The 26707-nt window shown below is 60.7% G+C and carries 23 protein-coding genes; 1 reads left to right on the plus strand and 22 read right to left on the minus strand.

Features of this window, described 5'->3' with window-relative positions; genetic code table 11:
- Nucleotides 1-49: 49 nt before the first annotated feature.
- From EKN07_RS11425 to dapA, 4 genes are all read right to left on the minus strand, one after another.
- Nucleotides 50-1498, minus strand: a complete 1449-nt coding sequence (locus EKN07_RS11425; RefSeq protein WP_108715854.1) for a cytosine permease — start codon at nucleotides 1496-1498, stop codon at nucleotides 50-52.
- 229 nt (nucleotides 1499-1727) lie between these two features.
- On the minus strand, nucleotides 1728-2564 hold the full coding sequence (locus EKN07_RS11430; protein ID WP_164505491.1) for a purine-nucleoside phosphorylase: 837 nt from the start codon (nucleotides 2562-2564) through the stop codon (nucleotides 1728-1730).
- Nucleotides 2565-2800: 236 nt separating this feature from the next.
- Nucleotides 2801-4459 (minus strand): ribonuclease J, encoded by a 1659-nt coding sequence (locus EKN07_RS11435; protein ID WP_108715856.1) that lies wholly within the window; start codon nucleotides 4457-4459, stop codon nucleotides 2801-2803.
- 258 nt (nucleotides 4460-4717) lie between these two features.
- Complete coding sequence (gene dapA, locus EKN07_RS11440; protein WP_108715857.1) at nucleotides 4718-5623, minus strand: 4-hydroxy-tetrahydrodipicolinate synthase; 906 nt, start codon at nucleotides 5621-5623, stop codon at nucleotides 4718-4720.
- Between the two features lie 149 nt (nucleotides 5624-5772).
- On the opposite strand from dapA, the gene EKN07_RS11445 reads away from it, so the two are divergent.
- Complete coding sequence (locus EKN07_RS11445; protein WP_126146446.1) at nucleotides 5773-6462, plus strand: GNAT family N-acetyltransferase; 690 nt, start codon at nucleotides 5773-5775, stop codon at nucleotides 6460-6462.
- Between the two features lie 78 nt (nucleotides 6463-6540).
- Here the strand turns inward: EKN07_RS11445 and dapB are convergent, their stop codons facing one another.
- The 18 genes from dapB to EKN07_RS12655 all read right to left on the minus strand — a co-directional run.
- Complete coding sequence (gene dapB, locus EKN07_RS11450; protein ID WP_126146447.1) at nucleotides 6541-7284, minus strand: 4-hydroxy-tetrahydrodipicolinate reductase; 744 nt, start codon at nucleotides 7282-7284, stop codon at nucleotides 6541-6543.
- A 63-nt stretch (nucleotides 7285-7347) separates the two neighbouring features.
- Entirely contained in the window at nucleotides 7348-8670 is a 1323-nt protein-coding gene (locus EKN07_RS11455) for a pitrilysin family protein (RefSeq protein ID WP_240611216.1), read from the minus strand.
- 224 nt (nucleotides 8671-8894) lie between these two features.
- Nucleotides 8895-11213 carry a polyribonucleotide nucleotidyltransferase gene (locus EKN07_RS11460; RefSeq protein ID WP_108715859.1) on the minus strand — a complete coding sequence of 773 codons (2319 nt, stop codon included), beginning with the start codon at nucleotides 11211-11213 and terminating at the stop codon, nucleotides 8895-8897.
- Nucleotides 11214-11510: 297 nt separating this feature from the next.
- The gene (gene rpsO / locus EKN07_RS11465) at nucleotides 11511-11780 is read right to left on the minus strand and encodes a 30S ribosomal protein S15 (protein WP_108715860.1); all 270 of its coding nucleotides are present in this window, start codon (nucleotides 11778-11780) and stop codon (nucleotides 11511-11513) included.
- A 194-nt stretch (nucleotides 11781-11974) separates the two neighbouring features.
- The gene (locus tag EKN07_RS11470) at nucleotides 11975-12967 is read right to left on the minus strand and encodes a bifunctional riboflavin kinase/FAD synthetase (RefSeq protein ID WP_108716692.1); all 993 of its coding nucleotides are present in this window, start codon (nucleotides 12965-12967) and stop codon (nucleotides 11975-11977) included.
- An 8-nt stretch (nucleotides 12968-12975) separates the two neighbouring features.
- Nucleotides 12976-13269: a hypothetical protein gene (locus EKN07_RS11475; protein ID WP_125482463.1), complete on the minus strand. Its 294-nt coding sequence runs from the start codon at nucleotides 13267-13269 to the stop codon at nucleotides 12976-12978.
- 71 nt (nucleotides 13270-13340) lie between these two features.
- Entirely contained in the window at nucleotides 13341-14360 is a 1020-nt protein-coding gene (truB, locus tag EKN07_RS11480; protein WP_126146448.1) for a tRNA pseudouridine(55) synthase TruB, read from the minus strand.
- Nucleotides 14357-14929, minus strand: a complete 573-nt coding sequence (gene rbfA, locus EKN07_RS11485) for a 30S ribosome-binding factor RbfA (protein WP_126146449.1) — start codon at nucleotides 14927-14929, stop codon at nucleotides 14357-14359. Before rbfA ends, truB begins: the two co-directional genes overlap by 4 nt.
- Before the next feature lie 168 nt (nucleotides 14930-15097).
- Nucleotides 15098-18037, minus strand: coding sequence for a translation initiation factor IF-2 (gene infB / locus EKN07_RS11490; RefSeq protein WP_126146450.1), 2940 nt, complete (start codon nucleotides 18035-18037; stop codon nucleotides 15098-15100).
- 90 nt (nucleotides 18038-18127) lie between these two features.
- Nucleotides 18128-18433 carry a YlxR family protein gene (locus EKN07_RS11500; protein ID WP_108715865.1) on the minus strand — a complete coding sequence of 102 codons (306 nt, stop codon included), beginning with the start codon at nucleotides 18431-18433 and terminating at the stop codon, nucleotides 18128-18130.
- A 148-nt stretch (nucleotides 18434-18581) separates the two neighbouring features.
- A complete protein-coding gene (nusA, locus tag EKN07_RS11505; protein ID WP_108715866.1) occupies nucleotides 18582-19583 on the minus strand; it encodes a transcription termination factor NusA in 1002 nt (333 codons plus the stop codon).
- A 6-nt stretch (nucleotides 19584-19589) separates the two neighbouring features.
- The gene (locus tag EKN07_RS11510) at nucleotides 19590-20156 is read right to left on the minus strand and encodes a ribosome maturation factor RimP (protein WP_126146451.1); all 567 of its coding nucleotides are present in this window, start codon (nucleotides 20154-20156) and stop codon (nucleotides 19590-19592) included.
- Between the two features lie 174 nt (nucleotides 20157-20330).
- On the minus strand, nucleotides 20331-20939 hold the full coding sequence (locus EKN07_RS11515; protein WP_108715868.1) for a hypothetical protein: 609 nt from the start codon (nucleotides 20937-20939) through the stop codon (nucleotides 20331-20333).
- A 187-nt stretch (nucleotides 20940-21126) separates the two neighbouring features.
- Nucleotides 21127-21813: a hypothetical protein gene (locus EKN07_RS11520; RefSeq protein ID WP_108715869.1), complete on the minus strand. Its 687-nt coding sequence runs from the start codon at nucleotides 21811-21813 to the stop codon at nucleotides 21127-21129.
- Between the two features lie 58 nt (nucleotides 21814-21871).
- A complete protein-coding gene (locus EKN07_RS11525; protein ID WP_125482465.1) occupies nucleotides 21872-22192 on the minus strand; it encodes a hypothetical protein in 321 nt (106 codons plus the stop codon).
- 320 nt (nucleotides 22193-22512) lie between these two features.
- Nucleotides 22513-25158 (minus strand): hypothetical protein, encoded by a 2646-nt coding sequence (locus EKN07_RS11530; RefSeq protein ID WP_126146452.1) that lies wholly within the window; start codon nucleotides 25156-25158, stop codon nucleotides 22513-22515.
- Nucleotides 25159-25333: 175 nt separating this feature from the next.
- Entirely contained in the window at nucleotides 25334-25681 is a 348-nt protein-coding gene (locus EKN07_RS11535; RefSeq protein WP_164546667.1) for a hypothetical protein, read from the minus strand.
- Nucleotides 25682-26012: 331 nt separating this feature from the next.
- Nucleotides 26013-26707, minus strand: a 695-nt coding sequence (locus EKN07_RS12655) for a hypothetical protein (protein ID WP_206435725.1), incomplete at its 5' end; no start/stop codon positions are given.

The raw sequence follows: 26707 nt of genomic DNA on the forward strand, positions 1-26707 counted from the left end.
TACCTACCGACGGATTCCCGCAGATTAGAGTTGCTGTGCGTCACTGCGGTCAGTCACGTTCCTCTTGCCGCCGAACGCGCGGAGCGCCTCCCAAGCCGTGGAGGATTCCCAGCACGAGTGCGACGAGCACTCCGACGGACGTTCCGCCCCACACATCCACATCCAGCCCCAGCGGTCCGAACAGGTAGCCCTGCCAGGTGAATCCTGCGGTCGTTGAGGTAACGAGCCCCCAGCCGATCACAGTCAATACAATCATTCCGATGAAGTTCATCCAGTTCACACGCCCGTATCGACCGCTTGGATTGAACAGGGCCTCCTGGTCATAGTCACGCTTGCGCAACGTCATGTCGCCGATGAAGATACCGGCCCAGGCAGCGATCGGAACACCCAGTGTAATCAGGAAGGCCTGGAAGGGTTCAAAGAAGTTCGCTGCGAACCACACGATCCAGATGGTGCCAAGCATCATGAGGATGCCGTCCAGCAGAGCCGCCTGCCAGCGCTTGATCGGAATACCCAAAGAGAGCAGCGTCAGGCCCGAGGAGTAAATGTCGAGCACGGAACCCGAGATCAGACCACCAACCGAAACGATAATGAAGGGGATCAAATACCAGGTGGGCAGGATGTTGGCGAGAGCGCCGATCGGATCATCGTTGACAGCGGCCGCCAGATCGCTATTGGAGCCGGCGAGCAGCAGTCCATAAACGATGAGGATGACCGGTGCACAGGAAGACGAGAAGGTCGTCCATCCCACAATACCTTTGGACGACGCACTGCGAGGCAGGTAACGCGAGTAGTCCGCTGCGCAATTCACCCAGCCCAGTCCCAGTCCGGTCATCACCATGATTGTGGCGCCGAGAACGCCACGCCAGTCGCCGCTAGGGCCGGAGAACACGGCTGACAGGTCGATGTCCTTGATTGTCAACGCCATGTACCCGATTGTGATAACGCCGAGAATCACGGTAAGCCACGTCTGAATCTTCATAATGAAGTCGAAGCCGAGCACGCCAGCCACCACAACAATCGCAACGATCACAACGAAGGCGAGCACCTTAGTGAGATTCGAATCCGGCGCGCCCATGCGAATGGCAACGGTGTTTGTTGCAAGGGTCGCATTGACCATCAGAATGATCTCCCAGCCCACTGTCAGCAGGTAGGAGACCACACCGGGCAGACCGTTTCCGATCACGCCGAAGGGCGCACGAGACAGGGTCAGCGTCGGAGCGGAACCCCGCTTACCGGCAATTGCAATGATGCCAGCCAGTAAGAAGGAGAGCACCGTACCGACCAAGGCCACACAGAACGCCTGCCAAAAGGACAGTCCGAATCCCAGGATCCAGGCACCCCACGGGATTGAAAGCACCGAGATATTAGCAGCAAACCACGGCCAGAAAAGGTCAGACGGTTTTCCTTTCCGGTCTTCTTCCCGGATTACTTCGATTCCGGTTTCCTCAATGGACAGCGCCGAAGATTGCTTTTCGGCAAGAGCTGAGTCGCTCATATTTCCTTCCTTGGTTGGTTGGACACCGACTGGTTGAATTACGGCATCCACACCCAGTCGAATCTTCATTCTCACTTGCATCGAGACATCATGTGCCGTCTCGATCCACCGATATTACGGCACGCAATCGACCCGAATCTATGACAGGAATTCCGTACCGGAGCACGGAAACAGTTCCCTACAGTGCCATCCACTCGCTTGCGCCGACGCTGCCGATTGCCCGGTCGCCCTAGGCCTCGCACGCTGCCGTCTTGTGCAGGACGTCGAGTACGGCCGGGCCGATGCGCGCTGCCGATTTTTCGGCAATCGCAACTACCTCATCAGGATCTAGAACCTCTCCGCTCGCCTCGTGCGCGGTAACCGTAGATAATCCCAGAATCCGCATGCCGACGGCACGGGCTGCAATCGCATCCAACACCGTTGACATGCCCAGTGCCTGCGCACCGAGCAGGGCGACGGCGCGGGCCTCGGCGGCTGTTTCGTAATGCGGACCCGGCAGCATGGCGTACACACCTTCAACCAGCGCGATGCCATGTGCATGCGCGGCGGCATGCATCGCCTGGCGTAAGGCCGGATCGTAGAGGTCAGTGAGGTCGACGAAATTTGCTCCCCCTGTAAGCGGAGAGGTTCCTGTGAGATTGAGGTGATCGGTAATCACCATGATCTGGCCCAAGGGCCAGTCCGGGAGGAGCGCCCCATTGGCATTGGTGAGAACGAGAGTGCGGGCACCCAAGGCGGAGGCGACACGCACATTCTCTCCTACAGCCACCGGCCCGTGTCCCTCGAACAGGTGGGTGCGTCCCGAGAATACAACAATGCGCTGCGACTCATGTTCAAATGCCCCGATCTCCCCACGGTGACCGGGGGCAACCGGAGGACGTAGTCCAACCTCATCATAAGGAGCGCGGGCAAGCGGCTCGGGCCACGAGTCAAGGAGCGGGCCCCAACCGGAGCCAAGCACTACGGCGGCGTCAACACGGTCAATTCCGAGGCGTGAGCGCACGCGGGCAGCAATCAATTCGACGCGTGCAGTCGTCTGGCCAGTGCCACTTATCTCAGTTGTCATGCGCATTATGATAACGAGTCAGTGTTCTTGTTTCAGCAAAACACGGCGAGGCCCATACGCGGCTGTTGTATGCGGAGTTGGATTGTTTGTTATTCCCAGTACTGGCACTGACAGAGGACCGATCCGGTGGGCGATATCGTCCACCTCCGAACCGCGCGCTACGGCTCATGCTTGTTACAGGCGTACACCCCTTGGGATCAACCGATTACCGGCAACGCTGCATCCGCTCAGGCGTATCAAACCTCCACCACAGTTGGGATAATCATTGGAGCCCGCCGTAGCTTACGCGAGATCCATCGGCCCACCACCCGGCGCATCGCCTGCTGCATCCCATAGGCATCCAGACCTCTTTCGAGCGCGTCTTGCAGCGCCGCGGTGACCTCGGGAAGGATGTCGTCGAAGACGTTACCGTCCTCCGCCATCGCGCGCGCTTGAATATGCGGACCGGTGACGATCTGTTCCTCCTTCGGATCGACGGCGGCGAAGATAACCACAAATCCTTCCTCCGAGAGGATCCGGCGGTCCTTCAACTCGGTCTCTGTAATATCGCCAATCGATGATCCGTCCACGTAGATATTGTGGAAAGGCACCGAACCAACGAGCTGGCAGACGCCGTCGTGCATATCGATTACGGACCCGTTTTCCGCCAAGATGACGTTCTCTGGCGGAACGCCGGTCTTCACAGCGGTGGCGCCATTGGCTACCTGATGGCGTACCTCGCCATGAATGGGCATGGCGTAGGCGGGTTGCAGGATGTTGTAGCAGTAAAGCAGTTCACCCTGCGCCGCGTGGCCGGATACATGTACCTTCGCGTTGCCCTTGTGAATAACGCGCGCACCGAGTTTCATCAGCCCGTTGATCACGTGGTACACGGAGTTCTCGTTACCCGGGATGAGGGAGGAGGCCATAAGTACCGTATCCCCCGGCCCCAGGCTTACCTTCGGGTGTGCCGAGTTCGCGATTCGCGAGAGCACCGCCATAGGTTCCCCCTGCGATCCCGTTGACATATAGACGCGCTCCCGCGTCGGGATGACAGCCATATCGCGCAGATCGACGACAACGCCGGCGGGAATCTCCAAGTATCCCAGCTCTGCTGCCAGACCCATATTACGCACCATGGACCTCCCGACGAAGGCAACCTTCCTGCCGTGGTGGGCGGCGGCATTAAGCACCTGTTGGACGCGATGCACATGGGAGGCGAAGGAGGCAACGATGATTTGCCCGGTGGCGTGCGCAAAAACGTCGTCAATGACCGGGCCGATCTCGGATTCGGAAGCGACGAACCCCGGTACCTCGGCATTCGTCGAGTCGCACATGAAGAGGTCAACGCCCTCTTCGCCGGCTTTGGCAAAGGCACGAAGGTCGGTCAAACGCCCGTCCAATGGCAGTTGATCCATTTTGAAATCGCCGGTGATGAGGATGTTTCCCTCGGCGCTGCGCACGAAGACCGCGAGCGCGTCCGGAATCGAATGGTTGACGGCGATGAATTCCATCTCGAAGGGGCCGACTTTCTCCACATCGCCTTCCACAACCACATGTGAATGCGGCGTGATCCTATGCTCGGTCAGTTTCGCCTCCGTAAAGGCAATGGTCAATTGCGAGCCGAGGATGGGAATATCGGGCCGTAACTGCAGCAGGTAAGGAACCGCGCCAATATGATCTTCGTGGCCATGGGTGAGAACGATCGCCTCGATATCGTTGATTCGAGCTCGAAGGTAATCGATATCCGGAAGTATGAGATCAACTCCGGGTTGGCTCTCCTCCGGGAAAAGCACGCCGCAATCGACGACGACTATCCGGCCGCGGTATTCGAGGACGTTGCAGTTCCTACCTACTTCGCCCAGGCCTCCGAGCGGAATGATACGCACGGTGTCATCAGCAAGGGCAACGGGCATTTTATGGTCAGTCACGTGCCCTATTCTCTCACGGCGAAGCAGAGTGCGAGTCCGTGACCTGCCTTTTCCCAGTACCAGCAGCCCGCGCACCCCACGGCCCGACCCGGCAGCCGGAAACCAAGCACCGTGTCAAATCCGAGTGCAGGCCGTCCCGTGCGCGTTCAAGCGTTCTCGCGCGGGGTTAGCCACCGGCACACGCTCCGGTCGCCTTGCCGTGTGCGTTCGACCGTTGTACCACCGCAGCCGATTCCGCGATGGTCAGATTAAGCCATAGGCACGCAAGGAGTTCGCCAGCTCAACCAGTTCTGCCCGGGAAGCCCCAACAAGGGGTAGCCGCAGCGTCGCAGAAGGAATTGCACCCATCATCTTCAACGCTTCCTTTGCCATCACGGCACCTTGGCCGCCTCCCATAATCGCCTGAATAATGGGGCGTTGCCGAGCCGCTTCCGCGCGGGCAGCGGGCAGGTCACCCGCATCGACTTCATTGACCAGCGCTCGCAGGCCGGAGGCAATGACATGGCCCACCACCGAGATGACACCGGAGGCCCCATGTGCAAGCCAAGCGAAATTGAGGGCGTCGTCGCCGGAGTAGTATTCCAATCCCGTTGCCGCCATTTTGACGAATCCACCGGCGACATCGCCGGTGGCATCCTTAACCGCCTTGATACGCGGATGTTCGGCGAGTCTCTTCAACGTGTCGAACTCAATTTTGACGCCTGTTCGACCCGGAATGTCGTAAATGATCACCGGCAATTCGGTGGCGTCAGTAACTGCCGTGATGTGCTGGTACACGCCTTCCTGGGATGGGCGGTTGTAGTACGGAGCAAGGACGAGCAGGCCATCGGCACCACAAGCGGCTGCACCCTGTGCGATTCGCACAGCGTGAGCAGTGTCGTTTGAGCCGGCTCCGGCCAGAACCATCGCACGTCCACCGATAGCAGCCTTCACCTCGCGGACAAGATCATCCTTCTCTGGCTGGTGGGTGGTCGGGGACTCTCCCGTTGTTCCGGACAGCAGGATGCAGTCGCAGCCTTCATCGACAAGGCGCGACGCCAAAGAAACAGCAGAGTCGATATCGAGTGACCCATCCTCATGGAACGGAGTCACCATGGCAACGGCAACGGATCCAAAGGCCCGCTCGGGCCCAACTGTGGTCTCACTCATATCTGGACTGTAGCCTCTCCGGCCGGAAAAGTGCTGGAACTCTCGCATGCCGGGACGCGCTCCACGTATCTAGAGACCCCGCACCGCCAAGACGCCTTCACCGCATTCGTCGAATAGCGCGAGTGCTCATACCCGCGTAGCCTGAACGGGTGGATAGAAAGCCGACTGCACACAGCTTGGTCCGACCCGCTACGCGGCATGATGCGGATGCCATTGGTGCACTTCATGCAGGTACCATGCAGGCCGCAGTTCGGGCTGCATTGGGGCATACACTACCGGCAGCGGTCACCTCTCGTTTCGATCCCGCAGCCTTTGCGGCGCAGTGGGCGGCGGCCATCACGGCGCCACAGACGGCCGATATCCACGTACTGTGCGCGGTCGCTGCGGGAAGAATCGTGGGGTTCACAGCCGTTGCTCCCACCGCGCGCGTCCCCGACGACTGCACCTCCTCCGGCAACGGGGCCACGCGGGATCATGCCGACGCGGACGACAGGCATTCACGGGAGGCGTCCGGTGTATCCGGCCGCGTTCGCACCGCACCGACCGACGGCAATCACCCAACTGGGAAACCGCCTGCGAGCCGCATGGTCTATGAGTTCACCGCACTTGAAGTCGCGGAGAGCGATCAGCGGCAGGGGCACGGCTCACGGCTTCTCGCTGCGGCTACTGACATCGCCCGCAGTAGAGGTGCCACCGAAGTCCAGCTGTGGGTCCTTGCCGGGGACGACGCCCACACGTCCTTTCTTGCAAGTGCGGGATTCGCGCCCAGCGGTCTGCGCCGTCGCCTTGATATCGCAGGCGAGATCGCCACCCAGCACTGCTGGCGTGCGGAACTCTGAGGCGCCTACGCATACCCGCACCCGCTCCGTTCCATGCATCCGCAGGGGCGGTGCCGCCGCGCCGACCATGCGCCTCGGCTACAGGCCCATGATCTCATCAAGGCCATACGTCAGACCGCCCCGCCCTTGTACGCTTCGTACGGCCAGCAGCACACCCGGCATGAAGCTCCCCCGATCAAAAGAATCCTGCCGCAGGAGCAGTTGTTCGCCGACGTTACCGAGAAGAACTTCCTCGTGGGCATTCAGGCCGCGAAGGCGGACGGCATGCACATGGACGCCGTCGATCATGGCGCCGCGAGCTCCGAGTTCGTCGGTTTGTGTGGCATCCGGGCTCTGCGCTACGCCCGCCTGCGCACGGGAAGCGGCGATGCGCCGCGCCGTCGTTGCAGCCGTGCCGGAGGGAGCGTCGACTTTATCCGGGTGGTGCATTTCGACGACCTCAACGGACTCGAAGTAAGGTGCTGCCTTCTGCGCGAAACTCATAAGCAACACGGCGGAGAGAGCGTAGTTCGGGGCGATAATGGCCGACCGCCCCGTCTTTTGTGTCCGCTCTCTCACATGATCCAGCGCCTGTGGAGTCCATCCGGTGGTGCCGACGACGACGTCGACGCCCGCGTCAAGCAGGGCCAACACGTTGCCTTCGGTTGCCGATGGCACGGTAAACTCCACCGCCACGTCGGCACCTGCGAGTGCTTCAGCGCTTAACGCATCGCCAACGTCCAGGCGTGCCACCAGCTCCATGTCTGCGGCGTCGTCCACCGCTTTGCAAACCGTTGCGCCCATGCGTCCAGAGGCGCCCACTACTGCCACGCGAATTGTCATAGCGTCAGCCTAACGCGCGCGGCCGCATACGGTACAGGGCGACCACTGCAAAACCCTCCGAACTCAGTCCTGCGGCCCCACAATCACGGTGGAGCGGGAGGAAGCGGCAAGCTCGCGCGCAAGCTCGGTGATCTGCGCGGTGGTTACCTCTTCGGATCGGCGCAGTTGTTCATCTTGGGATACCAGCGTGCCACGTATCAGCTCCGCATGGCCGAGCCGGTTCATATGCGAGGAGATCCGCTCACTGTCGAAGACAATATCGGCACGCACGCGGCGGAAGGCGGATTCCGTTTCCTCCGTGGTCACCCCGTGCGCGGCCATGTCATCCAGACACTCCCCCAGTATCTCAGCCACGACGCCCGCATTCTCTGGAGCGCAACCGGCATACAGGGCGAACATACCTCCCTCCGGGTAGGAGGCGGGGAAGGAATAAGTGGAGTACGCCAGGCCACGTTCTTCCCGAATCCGCTGGAACAGGCGCGAGGAAGTCCCGCCGCCAAGAATCGCATTGAGCGCATATAGGGCGGGGCGCCGCGAATCGAACAGGTCAATCGTCGGCATGGCACATACCACGGCGGCCTGCTCAACGTGGCGTTGTATGGCCTGCCGGGTAGGTTCCGGGTAGCTGATTCGGCCCGCATGGCGCCGTGCAGCGGGCAGGACTCCGTCAACAAGGACCCAGCCGCCCGCCCGCACGGAATTGACAACCATTTCGCATACGGCAGTGTGGTCGACAGCGCCGGCGGCGGTGACCACGAGTTCCTCCGGCAGATAATTCTCCTGGTAGTGGCCCGTCAGTTTGCCATGCTGCAGCGCGCTTACCGATGCACGCGTACCTCCCACCGGGCGTCCAAGCGGGTGCTCACCAAACACCATACGTGCGATGGCCTCGTGGGCGACCTCGGAGGCGTCATCGTTGTACATCGCGAGTTCTTCCAGGATGACGCCGCGTTCCATCTCCATATCGGCAGCATCGAGGCGAGCTGCCGTGACCATGTCAGAGAGGAGATCCATGGCGGCGGGAAGGTCCTCTTCCAAGACATGCCCGTAATAGCAGGTGTATTGCTTCGCCGTGGCGGCGTTGAAGCCTCCTCCTAGATAATCCGTGCGGGCAGCGATGTCCTTGGCACTGCGACGGCGGGTACCTTTGAACAGGAGATGCTCAAGGAAATGGGTGGAGCCCTCCGCCCCAGGACCCTCATCACGTGAACCTGCTCCAACCCACAAGCCAATGCTGGTCGAATGCTGATGAGGGATGCTCTTCGTCAGCACCCGCACTCCTCCGGGCAGAACACTGCGCCGCACCGGCATGCCGTCGTCCACAAGCACAAGATCGGACGTCGAGTCGAGTGGCAGGTCGACCTCTGTGAAATCGGAATTCGTCACCAGGCAAGCGTAGACGATAGTACTGCCCGTGTGGCAATTCCGCGTGGCCTGAAACCGCCCCGCCAGGTGTGCGCCTGTCTCACCACCCAACTGGCGAGACGGTATCACAGCACATGGTCAGGCATTCGTCGGTGATGTTTCGTGCCGGAACGCCAAGTCCGAAACACCGAGGGCCCGCGCCATGCCTGGCCGCGGGCCCTCTCATCTAGCTCAGATCCGAGCTATCACTCTTCCGAGTCGTCGTAGTTGGAAGCGCGCTCATGCGTGCGACGCCGTTGCCGAGAGCCACGGCGCGAGCCGCGCTCACGACGAGGCCGACGAACGTGCTCGTCCTCTTCCACCTCTTCCGTGGCCTTATTCTCCTCGCCTTCGACGACGGCGTTCAATGAGACCTTCCCTCGTGGATCCAGTTCGGCGATTTCCACTTCAACCTTGTCGCCCACGTTGAGCACGTCCTCGACATTCTCCACACGCTTGCCGCCTACAAGACGACGAATCTGGGAGATATGCAGCAGGCCGTCACGCCCCGGCATGAGTGAAACAAACGCACCGAATGTGGTCGTCTTCACCACCGTTCCAATGAGGCGCTCGCCAACTTCCGGCATCTGCGGATTCGCGATGCTGTTAATCGTTGCCCGCGCGGCCTCCGCCGAGGGGCCGTCACTCGCACCGATGAAGACGGTACCGTCGTCCTCGATGGTGATCTCCGCTCCGGTGTCCTCCTGAATCTGATTAATCATCTTGCCCTTCGGGCCGATGACCTCACCAATCTTGTCCACTGGGATCTTGACCGAGATAATGCGCGGAGCCGTTGCTGCCATCTCGTCCGGGCCATCGATTGCCTCATTCATGAGATCGAGAATGGCGAAGCGCGCCTCGCGAGCCTGGCCGAGCGCTGCATCCAGCACCGCGGCGGGAATACCCTCGAGCTTGGTATCAAGCTGCAGCGCGGTCACATAATCGCGCGTACCGGCAACCTTGAAGTCCATATCCCCCAGCGCGTCTTCCGCACCGAGAATATCGGTCAGGGTGCAGTACCTCGTCTCGCCGTCTACCGTCGCGGAAACCAGCCCCATGGCAATGCCCGCAACCGGAGCCTTAAGAGGCACGCCCGCGTTCAACAGCGACAGCGTCGAAGCACAGACCGAGCCCATCGAGGACGAGCCGTTGGACCCCATGGTTTCCGAAACCTGGCGGATGGCGTACGGGAACTCTTCCCGACCCGGCAGCTGCGACTCGAGCGCCATTTCCGCCAAATGCCCATGCCCGATCTCACGCCGCTTAGGCGATCCGACCCGTCCGGTTTCGCCGGTGCTGTACGGCGGGAAGTTGTAGTGGTGAATATACCGCTTACGGGTAATCGGCGAGAGGTTATCCAACTGCTGCTCCATCTTGAGCATATTCAGCGTGGTAACGCCGAGAATCTGCGTTTCACCGCGCTGGAACAGGGCCGACCCGTGCACGCGCGGCAGCACGCCCGCTTCCGCCGAGATTGTGCGGATCTCCACCGGCGTACGACCATCCATGCGCACGCCTTCGGTCAACACGTGCAAGCGCATGGTCTTCTTGAACGCCGTGTTCACGGCCGCCGCAATCATGTCTTCCTGCTCCGGGAAGCGCTCGGCCAGTTCCTCCACCACGGCGTCGGTCAGATCGTTGAGTGCGGTATCCCGCTCGGCCTTCGCCACGATCCCCAAAATGGGCTGGAAACGATCACCGATCTGTTCGGTGACAGCCTCGAACTGTTCATCCGTATGGTCCGGGAAGAACTGGTAGTCACCGGTTGGCTTGCCACACTCGTCGATCAGCTTCTGCTGTGCCTCGCATAGCGTACGGATGACGGGCTTGGCAGCCTCCAGCCCCGCGGCCACAACCTCTTCGGTCGGTTTCGTTCCACCGGCCTTGATAACATCATCCGCACCGTCGGGGGCTTGTGCTTCGACCATCATGATGGCGACGTCGTCGTCGGTAACCCGTCCGGCGATCGCCATGGAGAAGGTGGCGCGCTCCAATTCGCTCCACCGCGGGAACGCAACCCACTGGCCATCGATAAGTGCCATACGCGTGCCGCCGATCGGGCCGGAGAACGGAAGGCCCGCGAGTGAGGTTGACATGGATGCAGCGTTAATTGCGACGACGTCGTACGCTTCATCGGGGTGGATTGTCAGAACTTCGGCGACGACCTGCACCTCGTTGCGCATGCCCTTCTTAAAGGCCGGGCGCAGCGGACGATCAATGAGCCGCGCGGCGAGGATGGCCTCGGTTCCGGGTCGACCTTCCCGGCGGAAGAAGGAACCCGGGATACGACCGGCGGCATAGGCACGCTCTTCAACGTCAACCGTCAACGGGAAGAAATCGAAATGCTCCTTCGGTGCCTTGGATGCCGTCGTCGCAGCGAATACCGTTGTATCGCCATCGAGATAAGCGAGAGCGGAACCGTTGGCCTGGCGGGCAAGACGGCCCGTTTCGAAGCGGATCGTACGCGAGCCGAACGAGCCATTGTCGATAACCGCTTCGGCGAAATGAATATCAGGACCTTCCACAAGGACCTCCTCTATCGATTTCCCCCTGCGCGGTCATCAGTGACAACTCACGGATAGCATCCGGAAGTCGCCACCGAGGACCGGGCCGGAGGGTCTCCTATTGTGAGGCTGACGCCTCACGTCTTCGGGCGCCGTATGCCATTGCATGGCCAACGTCATACGGCAATATGTTGTTCTCCACTCAGATCGCGCCTTTCTGCCGAAACGACGCGCTGCAAGCGCAATGCTCCGCCAACAGTGAACGCTATGCGAAGTGGAAACGACGGACGGCCCGGCTGAGAGCCGAGCCGTCATAAGTCACCGGCGCAAGCCGAGACGAGCGATCAGAGAACGGTAGCGTTCGATGTCCTCGTCAGCCAAGTAAGCAAGAAGGCGACGGCGCTGACCGATCAGAAGCATAAGACCGCGGCGTGAGTGGTGATCATGCGGATGCGAGCGGAAATGCTCAGTCAGATCCTTGATCCGGGCCGAGAGCAGTGCCACCTGGACCTCAGGCGAACCCGTATCGCCCTCGTGGGTAGCATACTCGGCAATAATCTTCTGCTTTTCCTCAGGCTTGAGAGCCATGATTCTCCTTTGTCCGTTGCACGGAGCGCCGGGGCATGTTCTCCCGGGCATGACACACCGTGGCCGATCGACGGCCCGTCAAGCTTAGCACGGGAACTCCCTTTTCCCTTTTCCACTGCCTGTGACCTTGCTGACCCGTTCAGCGGAAGGGCGCGCCCAATGCACTTGGAAAGCGACGGTATGACAGCCCTGGACTATTGCGCGGTGACCGCCGCCGGATCCACCCGACCCGCCGTCGGCACACCCAACACCTCAGCGGTGCCCCGCAGGTCCTCATCCATCTGTACCAGCAGCTCCTCCACGGAGTCGAAGGACAGCATGGGGCGCAGTCGCTCGATGAAATCGATGGCTACCGGCTCGTCGTACAGATTCAGGTCGGCACGTCCCAGCACATGCGCCTCCACGGTCCGCTGCTGGCCGTCAAACTGCGGGTTGGTACCTACCGATATAGCCGCCGGGAGGTACTCCGCCGCGTGGGTGCCGGGCACCGCACGTACCAGCCACCCGGCGTACACCCCGTCGGCCGGCACTTCACCTAAGTCATTGCCCTGCAGATTCGCCGTTGGGAATCCCAGTTCACGGCCCCGGCGGAAGCCGTGTACCACGGTTCCGCGAAGCCTGTGCGGGCGGCCAAGTACTCGGCTCGCGCCCGCAACGTCACCGCAGGCGAGTAGTTCCCGCACCCACGACGACGACCAACGGCGGCCGTGCTCCTCCGTCAGATCATTGAGAAGCACGACATCGAAATTGAGCTCTTCACCCAGGCGGCGCAAAAGTGCCCCATCGCCGGAATTATCCCGGCCGAAACGCACATCTTCACCCACAACGATCACTGCGGCATGCAGCTCGCCCAGCAACTGCTTCACAACGAACTCGCGCGGTGTGGCCGCCGCGTACTCAAGCGTGTAGTGCTGCACATACGCGATGTCGATCCCTGCGGCGGCCAGCCGGTCAAGCCGATCATCCAGGGTCGTGACCAAATGTACCGCCTGTTCCGGGTTGTGGACGGTGACCGGGTGCGGATCAAAGGTCAAAGCCAACGAACGCATCCCACGCTTTTTCGCCTGGCGTACGGTTTCTCCCAGAACCGCGCGGTGTCCGCGATGCACACCGTCAAACACACCTATTGTGACAACTGTTGAACCAAGATCTGCCGGAACATCCTCCGGACAACGCCATATTTCCACTAGGTCACTCACCGACGGGCCCGCAGTCCAAGATTCGGACGACCTTCAGAAAGGTCAGAGAAGCCGGCGGTACGGGCCTGCCGTGCCTTGGGTGTGTCCATGCGGTTATGCGAGTGCCCGCCGCAAGCTCCGCCACAGCCGCAGCCGAAGGCCTGAGTGCTTGTGGAGGCCGAGTCACCCGGCACGGCCTCCTGGCTCGGCGCTTGATCAGCCGAACACGCTTCCGAATCCATCAAACCGCTGCACTCCCGTATCGCTTCCAACTCGCCTGCCACGGACGAGAGATCATTCGCTGAAGTCACGAGGACAACCATACCGCGCAGAGTCGACCGCGCGTTAACGGAAGATAATCATCCGCCGGGATGGTGGTGAATCACGGCTGAAGCAGCAAATCGGGCTTCAACATATCGCCCCGGCGCGATACCAGTGCCACGACATGGCCCTGGCAGAAGGCGGCGGCGGGTGCACCCATAGGAACATGCTCGCGCCATTGCCCGGAAATGAATTGTCCATGGCGAAGTGCTGCTGCCTCTGCGGCATCAATATCAACAAGGGGGAAAAGATCTCGGCACACCTGGTCGACACTCACCAGGGGCACGTCGCCTCCTCCCGCAACGAGCCGCGCCAGAGTCGGGATCTCATAGGCGTCGTCGCTGCGCCACACGCCCAGACGCACACGTCGTAACGCCGTCAAGTGTGCGCCGCACCCGAGCCGATTGCCCACATCCCGTGCCAGGGCCCGCACATATGTTCCGGCACCGCACACGACGTCGACATCAACGTCGACGACATCTACCCCTGCAGCAGTACATCGCCGTGGCTCAGATAGCATCTGGAATGACTCTACATGGACTGTACGCGCCTGCAGTTCGACACCTTCCCCTGCGCGCACCAGATCATAAGAGCGTCGTCCCGATACTTTGATCGCGCTGACGGCGGAGGGGACCTGGGCGATGTCTCCGCGGAACTCTCCGATCACCTGTGCTATGCGCTGGCACATTTTGTCGGGCTCTTGCAGAAGTTCTGCTGCACCTCGTCGAGCCGTAATCTGCCCGTCGGCGTCGTCGCTGGTTGTTTCTATGCCGAGGCGGATGGTAGCGGTGTATTCCTTATCCGCGCCGGTGACGTATCGCAGAAGCTTGGTCGCACGCCCAATACCGAGGCACAGCACTCCCGTTGCCATGGGGTCCAGCGTTCCCGCGTGGCCCACCTTCCGTGTGCCGGCAAGGCGGCGCAGGGCGGCGACAACGTCATGACTGGTGACGCCGGCAGGCTTATCAATCACGATAAGACCGCTCGGCGGTGCGGAGTTGGCAGGCCACTGCGGCTGCGGGAGCTCTCCCCAGGGAAGAGCGCGGCGGGGTTTGCCGTCGGTGCCCGCGCGCCCGGTCATTCCGTCGCCGGATCTGCGGCTGTGGGGCCGCCGTCGGAATCCGCACGCTGAGCCGCCTCGCCGTCGGTCGAAGCATTGCCGACGGGGTCATTGACACCGGGACGCGCAACCCCGGTCTCCTCCACCTCCGTGGCGTCTGTTTCCTTCTCGATCTCACGAGGTTTTCGGTACGGCTCCGCATCGCCCGCCCACTGCGCGCCCTCGGCCGACTTGCGAATCTGCTCATCGCGGAACCGTGCCGCAACAAGAGCATCCTCAAAGGATCTCGCCGTCTCGGGGAGCGCATCAGGCACGAACTCGAGGCTCGGTGTCAGGCGCAGCCCAAGTTGGCCGCCTACATGTGAACGGATCAAACCCTTGGCCCGCTCCAGGGCGCGACCGGCTGCTTTGCGTTCGGCATCCGAACCGTAAACGGTGTAGAACACTGTGGCATGCTGCAGGTCACCAGTTACCCGCACATCGGTGATAGTCACCAGATTCAGCCGCGGATCCTTCAACCGCATTGTGACCATCGAGGCGACGATTTCATGGATCCTCTCGGCCACTTTGTATGAACGGGGGTTGGCCATGCGGCCCTCCTTCCTGGTAACGCTCTTCCTGTAGCAATCCGTGGGCGATGATACGAGCACCGCCCACGGCATGTTGAGTCCCGCCGGGCCAGATGAGAGATCGGCTTATCCAAATCGAAACATCATCGAGGCACGAAGCTCCGGCAGGAGGCGGGAGTCATCCCAATGTCAGTCGCGCACCTTCTCCTGGATCTCGAAGGTCTCGATAATATCGCCCTCGGCAATATCCTTGTAGCCGAGTGTGATACCGCATTCGTAGCCTTCCGTAACCTCGGTGACATCATCCTTCTCGCGCCGCAGAGAGGCGATCTCCAAGTCGGGTGCAACCACGACGCCCTCGCGAACAAGCCGTGCCTTTGCACCGCGGCGGATCAGACCGGAGCGGACAATAGAACCCGCGATATTGCCGAACTTGCCAGACCTGAAGACCTGCCGGATCTCCGCGGTACCGAGCTGGACCTCCTCGTATATCGGCTTGAGCATGCCCTTAAGCGCTGCTTCGACATCCTCGATCGCATTGTAGATAACCGAGTAGAACTTCATCTCGATGCCTTCGCGATCAGCCAACTCCTGCACACGCTCTGCGGGGCGCACATTGAAGCCGATAATAACTGCGTTGTCCACGGTGGCGAGGTTGACATCGTTCTGAGTGATGGCACCGACGCCGCGATGGATGATCTGCAACTGCACCTCGTCGCCAACCTCGATTTCCAACAAGGAGGACTCCAGCGCCTCGACGGAGCCGGAAGCGTCACCCTTAATGATGAGGTTGAGCGTTTGCACCGTGCCCTGCTTGAGAGCGTCGTTCAAGTTCTCGAGAGAGACCCGCTTACGACGGCGTGCCAGTGTTGCGGCACGTTGAGCCGCTTCTCGCTTGTCGGCGATCTGACGCGCCGTCCGGTCGTCGTCGGCCACCAGGAAAGAATCACCGGCGGAAGGAACGGAAGACAGTCCGAGGATCTGTACCGGCCGCGATGGACCGGCATCCTCGACATTCTCACCGTTCTCGTCGAACATGGCGCGCACGCGCCCGTGCGCCGTACCGACCACGAGCGAGTCCCCGATATGCAGCGTTCCGGTCTGGACGAGCGCCGTAACCACGGCACCGCGGCCCTGGTCGAGCTTCGCCTCGATGGCAACACCACGGGCCGTCCGGTCCGGATTGGCCCGCAGGTCGAGTTCCGCATCGGCGGTATACAGCACGGCTTCCAGCAGGTTGTCGATGCCGATCCGTTGCTTGGCGGAAATATCAACGAACATGGTGTCGCCGCCGTACTCGTCGGAAACAACTCCATATTCGGTCAGCTGCGAGCGCACCTTCTGCGGATTCGCACCTTCAACATCAATCTTGTTGACGGCAACGATAATCTGCACTCCCGCAGCCTGGGCGTGGTTAATGGCCTCTACCGTCTGCGGCATGACGCCGTCGTCGGCTGCGACCACCAGGATGGCAATATCGGTGATATCCGCACCGCGGGCACGCATCTGTGTGAATGCCTCGTGGCCGGGCGTATCGATAAAGGTAATCGCCCGATCCTCGCCCTCGTATTCCAGATGGACCTGATAGGCGCCAATATGCTGCGTGATACCGCCCTCTTCAGTGTCGATAACATGCGCATGGCGTATGGCGTCCAGCAGCTTGGTCTTACCGTGATCGACATGGCCCATCACGGTCACAACCGGCGGGCGAGGCCGCAGGTCTTCGTCATCCTCGGCTGCTTCCTCCGCCTCCAGATCAATATCGAAGGATTCGAGGATCTCACGGTCCTCATCCTCCGGCGAAAGAATCTGCACGTCGTAGCCGAGTTCGGCGCCTAGAAGCTTGAAGGTGTCCTCATCGAGCGACTGGTTGACGGTGGCCATCTCCCCCATGCGGAACAGCACGGTGATCAAGGCAGCAGGATCGGCGCTAATACGCTCGGCGAAATCGGCCAAGGAGGCGCCGGCGCGTACACGCACGACGGTCGAGCCGTCACCACGCGGCACTTCGACACCCGCAACCATGGGCGAAGACTGTGCTTCCCACTCTTCCCGCCTGGCGCGGCGCGACTTACGACTACGTGAGGGGCGTCCTCCCTGCCGACCGAATGCACCCGCGGTGGAACCACCACGTGACCGACCGCCGGAACGGGTAAAACCGCCACCGCGATACCCCCCGCCGCCGTGACCTTGCGTACCACCACGGCCCTGTGCACCGCCACGACCGCCGCGTCCGCCACGACCACCGGGCGCATTCTGTGTGCCCATACGATCAGGCATCATGTTCGGATTTGGCCGCGGAGCGCCTCCGGAGCGCTGCCGTGGCGCATGCGGTTTAGCCCCACCGGACCGGCCGCCACCCTGCTGACGCTGTCCACCACCGGGACGCGGCATCCCCTGCGAGGAGGCATACGGATTATTGCCCGGACGCGGCGCACGCGGTTTAGCCCCACCGGACTTACCGCCACCCTGCTGACGCTGTCCACCACCGGGACGCGGCATCCCCTGCGAGGAGGCATACGGATTATTGCCCGGACGCGGCGCACCCTGCCGGTTACCACGCGGCCGCTTGGCCGCCGCCTCACGGCGGGCACGATCCGAGGCCGCCTGTTCGTGTTCTTCCCGCGCACCCCGAGGAGTGGGAACCGGGCGCGGACCGGGTGTCGGCGCTGCTGAAGGTTGCGCGGCAGGGGCAGGCTCGGCCTTTGATGCCTTCGGTCCCGGTTTGGGTGCGGAGGGACGAGCCGACGGCGCAGCGGCAGTCGGCTCCTGCGTTTGCGGAGCATCTGCTTGCGCCGCATCTGCCGACGCCTCGGCCTTAGGCGCAGCGGACGGCTTCGGGGTAGCTTCCGGCGCTGCCTGCGCCGGGGCCTTCGACTCTGCGGCTGCCTCTGTGCCGACAGCCTTCGGCTTCGCAGGCGCCTTGCTCTTCGCCTTCTTCGGAGCAGACTTCTTTTCAACAAGCTCGGGATGAGCTTCTACGTATTCACGTGCCTTACGCACGACGGGAGCCTCAATGGTTGAAGAGGCTGACTTGACGAATTCGCCGTTCTCCTTGAGCACTTCGAGCAGTTTCTTACTCGGCATGCCAAGTTCTTTGGCAAGTTCATGGACGCGGACCTTGGCCACAGTTCTCCTTCTCAGGGTCTGGGCGGTTCGCGCAGACCCTCTATTGCTGGCAGCTCATCGCTGGGTACTCATCGGGTGCCCATCGGCTTCCTACCCGCTTTCTTTTTCTCGGGTCAACACCGGGTCGCCGTTGCGGCTTCCCGGTTCTTGTACGGTATGGGTCCACTGACGCAGTGCGCCTGAATCAAGTTGTCTGACTCGCAGTGCGCGTTCGAGAACTCCCGGACGCACGGCCAACGCACAACAGTTGGCCTCCGCATGTATCCATGCGCCTCGTCCCTGGTATTGCGCCTCCTCGTCCACCACGAGAGTGGAATCGACGCACACCACGCGAACGAGGTTCTTTCGCGAATCTCGGCGGCGGCAGCCCACACACATGCGCGGGTTCGTTGTCACACACACTCCATCCGTCAGCAGAACCTCAAGTATTTTAGCGTGTTACTGTCGGCAGCGCAGTCTCCTGCTCCGCTTCAGCTGAGTGAACCGAGACACGACGACGCAGCTTCCGGCGTCGCCCTCAGCGCGCCTTACCTGCGGTAACTGCTCAACGATCAGTGGCACCGACGGGATACTCAGACTCCTTGCGAATATCGATTGACCATCCGGTTAGTTTCGCTGCGAGCCGGACGTTCTGTGCCTCTTTGCCGATGGCCAGCGATGTCTGCCCGTCAGGAACGATCACACGTGCCTGCCGCTGATCCTTGTTCAACACGTCCACACGCACAACCTTTGCGGGCGAGAGGGCCGCAGCTACGAACTTCGCCGGATCGTCGTCGTAATCAACGATGTCGATTTTCTCACCGTTAAGTTCCGTGGTGACGGCACGCACACGCTGCCCGTTGTGACCGATGCATGCGCCTTTCGCGTTAACTTCTGGCGACGCGGACCACACCGCTATTTTCGAGCGATGCCCCGCTTCGCGAGCCAGCGCGACGATCTCGACTGTTGCATCGGCAATCTCTGGCACCTCCTGCTCGAAGAGGCGACGGACAAAGTCAGGGTGGGTGCGCGAGAGTCGCACCGAGGCACCGCGACTGCCAACAGATACTTCGAGCACCAGAGCGCGGATATGGTCGCCGTGCCGGAAATGCTCGGTAGGAACCTGCTCGTCCGCGCGTAGCAATGCCTCGTGTTCTCCGACCTGTACCAGAAGATCACGCGGATCTCCCTTATGGTTGGCGTTCGCCTGTACCACGCCGGAGATGATCTCGCCCTGCTTGCCCTTGAATGACCCCAGCACGCGGTCGGTTTCGGCGTCGCGCAGACGTTGGGCAATGATCGATTTCGCCGTGGCGGTTGCGATTCTTCCGAAGTCGCCGGGAGTATCGTCGAATTCGCCGATGACATTCCCCTCGTCGTCGACCTCCGGCGCATAGACGGTGACTTTTCCGCTGGAACGGTCCATTTCCACTCGAGCACCGCGCACCGCACCCGGCACACGCTGGTAAGCGTGCAACAGGGCATCCTCGATGGCACCAATGAGCACATCGACGCTGATACCGAGCTCGCTCTCCACAATGCGGAGCTCGTTCATCTGTATGTCCATGCTGTCTTACCCTTCGTCTTTACCAAACTCAACACGTACCCGAGCGGACACGATGTCTCCCCGGCCTATACGCCTTTCGCTATCGTTCGTACGAAGCTTCAAGGTATCACCGCTCAGCTCCATAAGACGAGCGACAAGCTCAGATCCGTCAGCCAAGCGCAGTTCTACTAGTCTGCCCTGCGCTCGTGAGAAATGCCGTAGTTCCGTCAACTCCCTTTGCGCACCGGGTGTTGACACTTCGAGTGTGTACGCGCCAGCAACGAGATCAACATCATCCAAACGTTGGGAAATCGCACGTGATACCTCGGTGAGCGAATCGGAATCAACGCCACCCGGGCCTTCGGGTAGGTCGACGACGACTTTCACGACTTTGCGTTTACCAGCACGGCCAACTTTGACGCCTTCCAGGTACAGGCCTGCCTGCGCGACAATCGCCTCAAGCTCGGTGGTTATACCAGCTACGTCGGCACCCGTACTGGCAGGCGACCCGCCGGCCGGCCGCGCGCTGTTGACCGCTCGGCGTCCGGCTCCATCCTGCCGTCGTTTTGGACGGCTGTTCTTCGAAGATGCCATGCCACCAGCCTACCGTTCAGGTCCGACGCCGTTCCACGAACGCAACACTATGGACACACATGCGGTTCCGAAGAGAGGTGTTGCGCCGCCAAGTGGGCGAGACACTCGTGGAGGCACTGCGCGCAGAGTCCTGGCGACGACGCTGCGCGCAGGCCGCCGTCGTATCGGCTGCGGTCATGTGGGCGAGGCGCTCGGCGAGGGTGCGGGCGTAGTCCACTTGACCGTGTCGAGAATGCCGTCAAGTTCGGGTGGAAGGGTGGTTTCCCCGGGCGCCGAGCGCAGTGTAAGTATCCAGACGCCGTCTCGTCTCCCAACGAACCACTCCTCAAGGCGTATCGGTCCATCTTTCGAGGACAGCACATAACTGTACCCGCGGGCAGTATTGCCATCTATAGTACGGGCAGGGAGCACCATGAAGTCGCTGCGGGGTTCGTACCGTACCTTACCGGACAGTGACCGCGAGACTAAGCGGTCCAGGTTGTAAGTGTACTCTCCTTCCGGATCGTACGTGTCCTTCTCATCGAAAACCGTATATTCCCGTACCCAGGACGGATCGAGGTGTTCCGCCCCGAAGGAAGGCCGTGTACACTCTCCCACCTCGGCTGGCGAAATACAGTAGTCATACGGAATTCGTTCAGGCCTCCCTGCATTCCACCCGTTGGGGACATCGGCACTGATGGCATCTTCGAGGTTAAGGTTCGCAACGAATGTTGACGGCGGCGACGGCGGTGCCGTCCCGATGCCGGGTAGTCCACATCCAGTCACGGCAAACAGGATGCACATGGCGAGACAAGATATCCGACGTGCCCCTCTGAAGGCGACGACTCTTCGTCGGCCTGTCGAAGGCTGCCTGACTAGACGTTGTGTGATCATGGACTTCTCCTGTCGATGCCTCCCCGAGTGCCGCCGTGTCGGTACCGCACACTCAACTTGGCTAAGAATGCGAGGTGCCTCCCCTCACACATCTGTCTCATGTCGAGGGCCTCGTCGACTCGTCCGACGGCGTAGTCCAGGTAATCGTGTCCAAAATGCCGTCGAGTTCAGGCGGAAGGACCATCTGGTCCGGTGCGGCGTTTAATGTGATGCGCCACAGACCATCGGAGCGGGCGACAAGCCACATCTGGTAGCGCGCTTTTGCTTGATTGGTAGTTGTTGTGTATGAGAAACCACGGGCGGGATCACCGTCAATGGTGCGCGCAGGCAACTCCGCGACGTCCGATTGCGGGTTGTAGCGTTCGGCGTCGTACAGCCATGAGGTGAAGATCGCGTCGAAGTCATAGGTGTTGGCCCGACCAGCAAACTCGTAACCGCTGGCCAACAAGACATCCGGTGATAGCCGGGTGGCGCGGATCGATGCTCCCGCAAACCCGGTGGTTCCATCCTCCGAAGCGATATAGTCGAGGCCCGTCTCACCACGGTCAGTTGTCTCGACCCAACCAGCAGGAGCGTCAGCATCCATCACATCCGCGGTGTCCGTGGTAGTGGTGAAAAGCCTCCCAACGCTCGGTGTTGCTGCCGCATCGGAGCCAGAGCCACCCGGCGCACAGGCGGAAACGAGTACGCCAAACATCAGCGCTACGCAAGCAAGCATCCGAGCCACTACCTGCCGGTACGGGCATATGCGACCGCGCGTACCTTCTGCCAGGTGTTCTTTCATCTCAAGAATGCCTTTCCTGTCAACAAAAACAGAAGTCGAGCCAACCGGCCGTACCCTCTCACGTCGACGAAGCCGATGGCGTCGTCCACCTGATTGAGTCCAAAACCGAACCATCCAACTCCGGTGGCAACTCTGTATCTCCCGCAGCTGCCCTCAACGTGATCTCCCATAGCACGTCATGCCTGCCAACCAACCAGATCTCGCGGCGTTCCGGCGAGCCTTCAATGGTGTAGATATAGGAATATCCGCGGGCGGGATTACCGTCAATGGTACGCGCTGGCAAAACGGTGAAGTCGGCCGTGTCTTCGTCCGCTAAATCAGCACTGAGATGCTGCGCTAAGGCGCCATCAAGGCTGTAGGTGTCAGTCGTGTCAGTCAACCGATAATCTGAGGATACGATGTGCCGAGGTGGATGACACCATGCCCACACTGCGGCCGCAGTGCTTCCTTCTGTATCATCGGCCGGCCCTCGGTACTCGAAACTCGAGCCATCGGTAAGTACCTCGTTCCACCCATCAGGCAGATCCACGCTCATAGCATCCTGTCTCTGGTCCCGCGCCACAAATGTCGACTCCACGCTCGCCGTTGCACGTTCAGCCTTGGGCGCTGCACACCCAACACAAAGACTTAAGCAGAGAACTGCGGTGAAGACCAGTGGAGCCTTTCCCTTTGCTGCGAAAAGCTGATAGAGACCCTTCATTAGCTGCTTCGCTCCGCACCTGTTGCAGCGAAGGCGGTTGCACGCGTATCTTTCGCCTGCATCATCTCCTCCTGGATGGGTTCGAAAAGCTCACCGTAGTCGGTGTGGTTTTCGAGATATTCCTTGAAGGACGCGCGTTCGTCATCACTCATGTCATGCCACGGCTTTACCGCTCCGTCGTCGTCAAGAAATGGCACTCCGGTAAAGTCTTCGTCATAGCAGAACTCCTGCGGTGACATGTCGGCATCTTCGAATGTTGAGCGTGTACTGATGGTTTCATAGATGCTGGCCTCCATTTCCTTCTCAAGAGCGATGTGGGACTGCGACTGATTCCCAACTATGACGGTATCGGTTGGGAAGACAATATCGAGGATCGCCGGAATGCCCACTGACTGACCCTGGCCAATCACATACTTCCCCGGATTACTCTCAATGATGTATTGCAAGGGATTGGCACCCATAACCATTTTGATCAGATCTTTCTTCCCGCGATTGGCGCGGTCGAAGAAAGCATGTTCCTGGTCATGCGAGTCTGCACTTGCGGTGAATAGTGCTTCTTTTAACGGTGTCCACTTCTCGATGACCCTGTCCGGGTCTCCGCCATCATTCATTGTGTCAAAGGCCGTGTTGTACTCGGCTGTAGACTGAAGCTCAGCAGCGGCGTATAGGATTTCCACTGCAGGAGCACGGCCTCCGATTGACGAGCGGTCAAAACCGATATCCACGAAATACCCGTGGTTTCCCAGCAGTTGGGTTTGCAAGTCAATGCCAAAGGTAATCCGATGTTGTCCACCTTCTTCGGATGCTACAACCACGTCTTGGCCTGGATTCTCGAGCGCGATAGCGATGTCCTCCATATAGGGCGCTAGGATCTCGCCCGACCAGGATCGAAGGTTTGAGTTTGTGTACCCGTACACATCTTGCCCGTGCAGCTTGTCCGTTTCGTTCTCCATGGTCAGAGCATCTTGATAGCCGTAGAGGAAATTGCCCGCAATGCCAGTGGATCGCTTGTCTCGTATCTTCCACTGTTCCCATTCTTCGTCGCTGATCTGAGACCGGTCCGGCGTTAGTTCCGGCATTGACATCTCCGCTATCAAACGCCCAAACTGTTCGCCACCATCTTGGAAACCACCGTAGGCGCTCTCCGCATCGAACATGGTTCGACCGCCGGTGAGGTAGCGTGTCATGTTCATCGGTTCGTCGTTGCTATCGACGATGCCGTCATGATTGATATCTATGCCAGCAGGTGTATCGCTGACCAGGAACTCCTGGACCGCATTGAATCGCTCGCGATCTACCGCAAGCAACGCGGGATCGGCCGTCTTTCCCTGCTCTGCGAGGATCTCCGGGTTTAAGCATTCCGGCTGATCCATGAGTGTGTACATGGCATGCATTGGATCGTACATGCTGTCATCCGGACCAAACGAGGGCAAGGTGTCGCGATAGGGACTGTTTGTCACCCACGGCAGTGTTTCCGCATCCCAGGCCACGATATCTTCTGCAAGAGAGCGACCATCGTCGGCTGGCTTCTCGAAGAAGGCTGGACCAAGTGCGAGATTCGGATTGTCCCGGCCGGCTTCACCAATCAAGTTAGAGATGAACGCGTACCCCGGCATCGGCTCGTAATAAGGCACAGCGAATGAGCCATAGTCGTTCGGGTTGTACAACGCTCCACCCACGGTCTTCAGCTCTTCAATGAAAGCCCCGGTCTGCGATGACGCGGTGACTCCGGGTTTCAGAGTGATCTGGTCCTTGTACTTCTCAAACAGGACCTGCTCGTCAGCATGTTCTCCGTCTAAGTTTGTTCCCCCGGTACCGAGAACGATGGTCGTGCCGATCCCATGCAGAAGCTCGGAACGCACTGGACTGTTATCTGGTAACGCGCGAACTCGCCATGCGAAGTCGGCCAATTCTTCTGCTGAGACGTGGGTGAGGAGCATGTTGGTGACGAAGGGGTTGCCGAGTTCGTTGCCGTATTGGTTCCAGAATTCTTCGAGGTCTTCGGGGGAGGGGTTGGGGTTGGTGATGATGGCGGCCATCTCGGGTGCGATCTGGGCGGCGTGTTTCATCTCGTTTTGCACGGCGATCAGATCGAGATCGCCGAACAGGTTTACACCGATCTCTTCCCGCGTGCCATGTGGTTTCGACATGTCAAACAGACGGTCCTTAATCGCTGTGATCTGCACCGCTGTGACTCGCGCCTGCTCATCCAACGCCTCCAAATACCCTTGATGGGCACGACGCAACTCTGCCTGAGTCGCCTCCCACTCCTCCTGACAGGACTGCTCCGCCCGGTCGATATCGTAATCCGACATTGGACCCACACCCGTGCGCGCAAAATCAACCCGCTCCTGCTGCAAGTCGTGCATCTTCCTCTCGTAGGCGGCATACGCATCGTCATAGTCTTGCCAGAGGACTTTGATCGACTCTCTCGTCTCCCGAACCTTCTCCCCATACTCCTTAATCGGCCCGGCCACATCCATCAACACGCCACTGACATCCTGCGCAATACCCTTCAACCGGCACACCTGATCCAGATACGCCGTCGCCGACTCACCCAACCAGCCCGGCATACCAGCAGTCGACATCATCGCCACCTGCGTGGTCTGTACCTGACCACCCACACCACCAAACTGGTCCGCCACCTCACAACACGCCTCGGACGTATCCGGCGGCAACGAAAATACATCCTCGCCCTTCACAACACACCCCCACACACCACAGCAACCACACGCGTGGCCACACCACCAGGCCGCACAGGCCGCACAGGCCTGCCCGGAACTCTTCCCCGCACCAGTTCTCCAGTCACACTGTGCTGCCTCACAAGTCCTGCCCTCCACCCAATAGAGCGTTCATCTCTTCAAACTGCGCCGCACTCAACCTCTCCGAGTCATCAAAATCGCCAGCAGCGTCTTTGGCCCCCGACCCGAGCATCGAACACGTATCCGAAAACTCACCCAACACGTCCTCCATATCGTTCTTAAACTCCCGTAACGCCGACCGTAACTCGCTGCTACCAGCCGAACTCACATGAACCGGCAACTGTGACACACACCGACTCACCTGCATACCCCGCACAAACCCCGTCAACCGACCAAACTCCGCCGCATCCTCCCACCGGGCCTGCGCCTGCACACCCACCGCATCACGATCAAACTCAATACTCACTGGTTCGTCTCCTTCCCTCTAGATTCCTGAGAGTATCTCGCTATTCTCTGAACTATTACGCCGCCCAAAACGACGGCCGCCGCACAGCAGTTCTCCTCGCTCCTCGATCCACCCGTTCGGTCGACCAGGCACGCCCATGCTCAACGTCAACGTCCACCCCACACCCGGGATAGCTACCACCCATCAAGCCACAAGGCCAGCATGCCGCACACCCCACGCGACCACACTTACGGTGGTCGTCCCCGCACGGTCGGATCAACCAGCCGTGCAACTGGTGTGGAGATCACGCCTGGAAACAGGCACCTGGCAGCGTGAACACGACGCACAGCTGTCATTGGCCTTGACCCTTCTCGCGGGGCTCTCGCCAGTACAGGAGGGGGCGGGAGAACATTTCACGGCGGGTGGCCTCTTCGGCCTCACGCCGCTCACGCTCACGCACACTCTCCGCACCATGACGACTCAACCACACCGCATCCAACCGCTTGAGCGCCTCCTCCTTACGACGTTCCTCTTCCTGCGGGTCCGGAACCTCCCGACCACGCATAGCACACCACACCTCAGGACTCCACGTCCGCTCCCGCTCATCCCTCTTCCGACCAGCACCACGCATGCCCGTGCCACGCACACCAGACTGCTGCGCTTGACCGCCACGCACACTAGCGCCACGAGTACCGGACTGCTGTACTTGACCGCCCCGCATGCCGGTGCCACGCATACCGGCCTGTTGTGCCTGCCCGCCGCGCACACCCGTTCCAGCACGACCCGTGCCACGGCCAGATTGCTGCGCCTGACCGCCCCGGACGCCGCCCGTACCGGCTCCACGGCCAGTCCCAGCACGACCACCAGCGGCTTGTCCACCACGAACACCGGTTCCACGGTCACCCTGGGCTTGGCCACCCCGGACGCCGCCCGCACCAGCCCCACGGCCATTAGCGGCTTGGCCGCCCCGCGCACCACCGGTGCCACGCATACCGGCCTGTTGTGCCTGCCCGCCACGCACACCCGTGCCTCGTGTCCCGGCCCCGG

It is taken from the genome of Actinobaculum sp. 352 (genome assembly GCF_003957265.1).
In the GTDB taxonomy this organism is placed as follows: Bacteria; Actinomycetota; Actinomycetes; order Actinomycetales; family Actinomycetaceae; genus Asp313.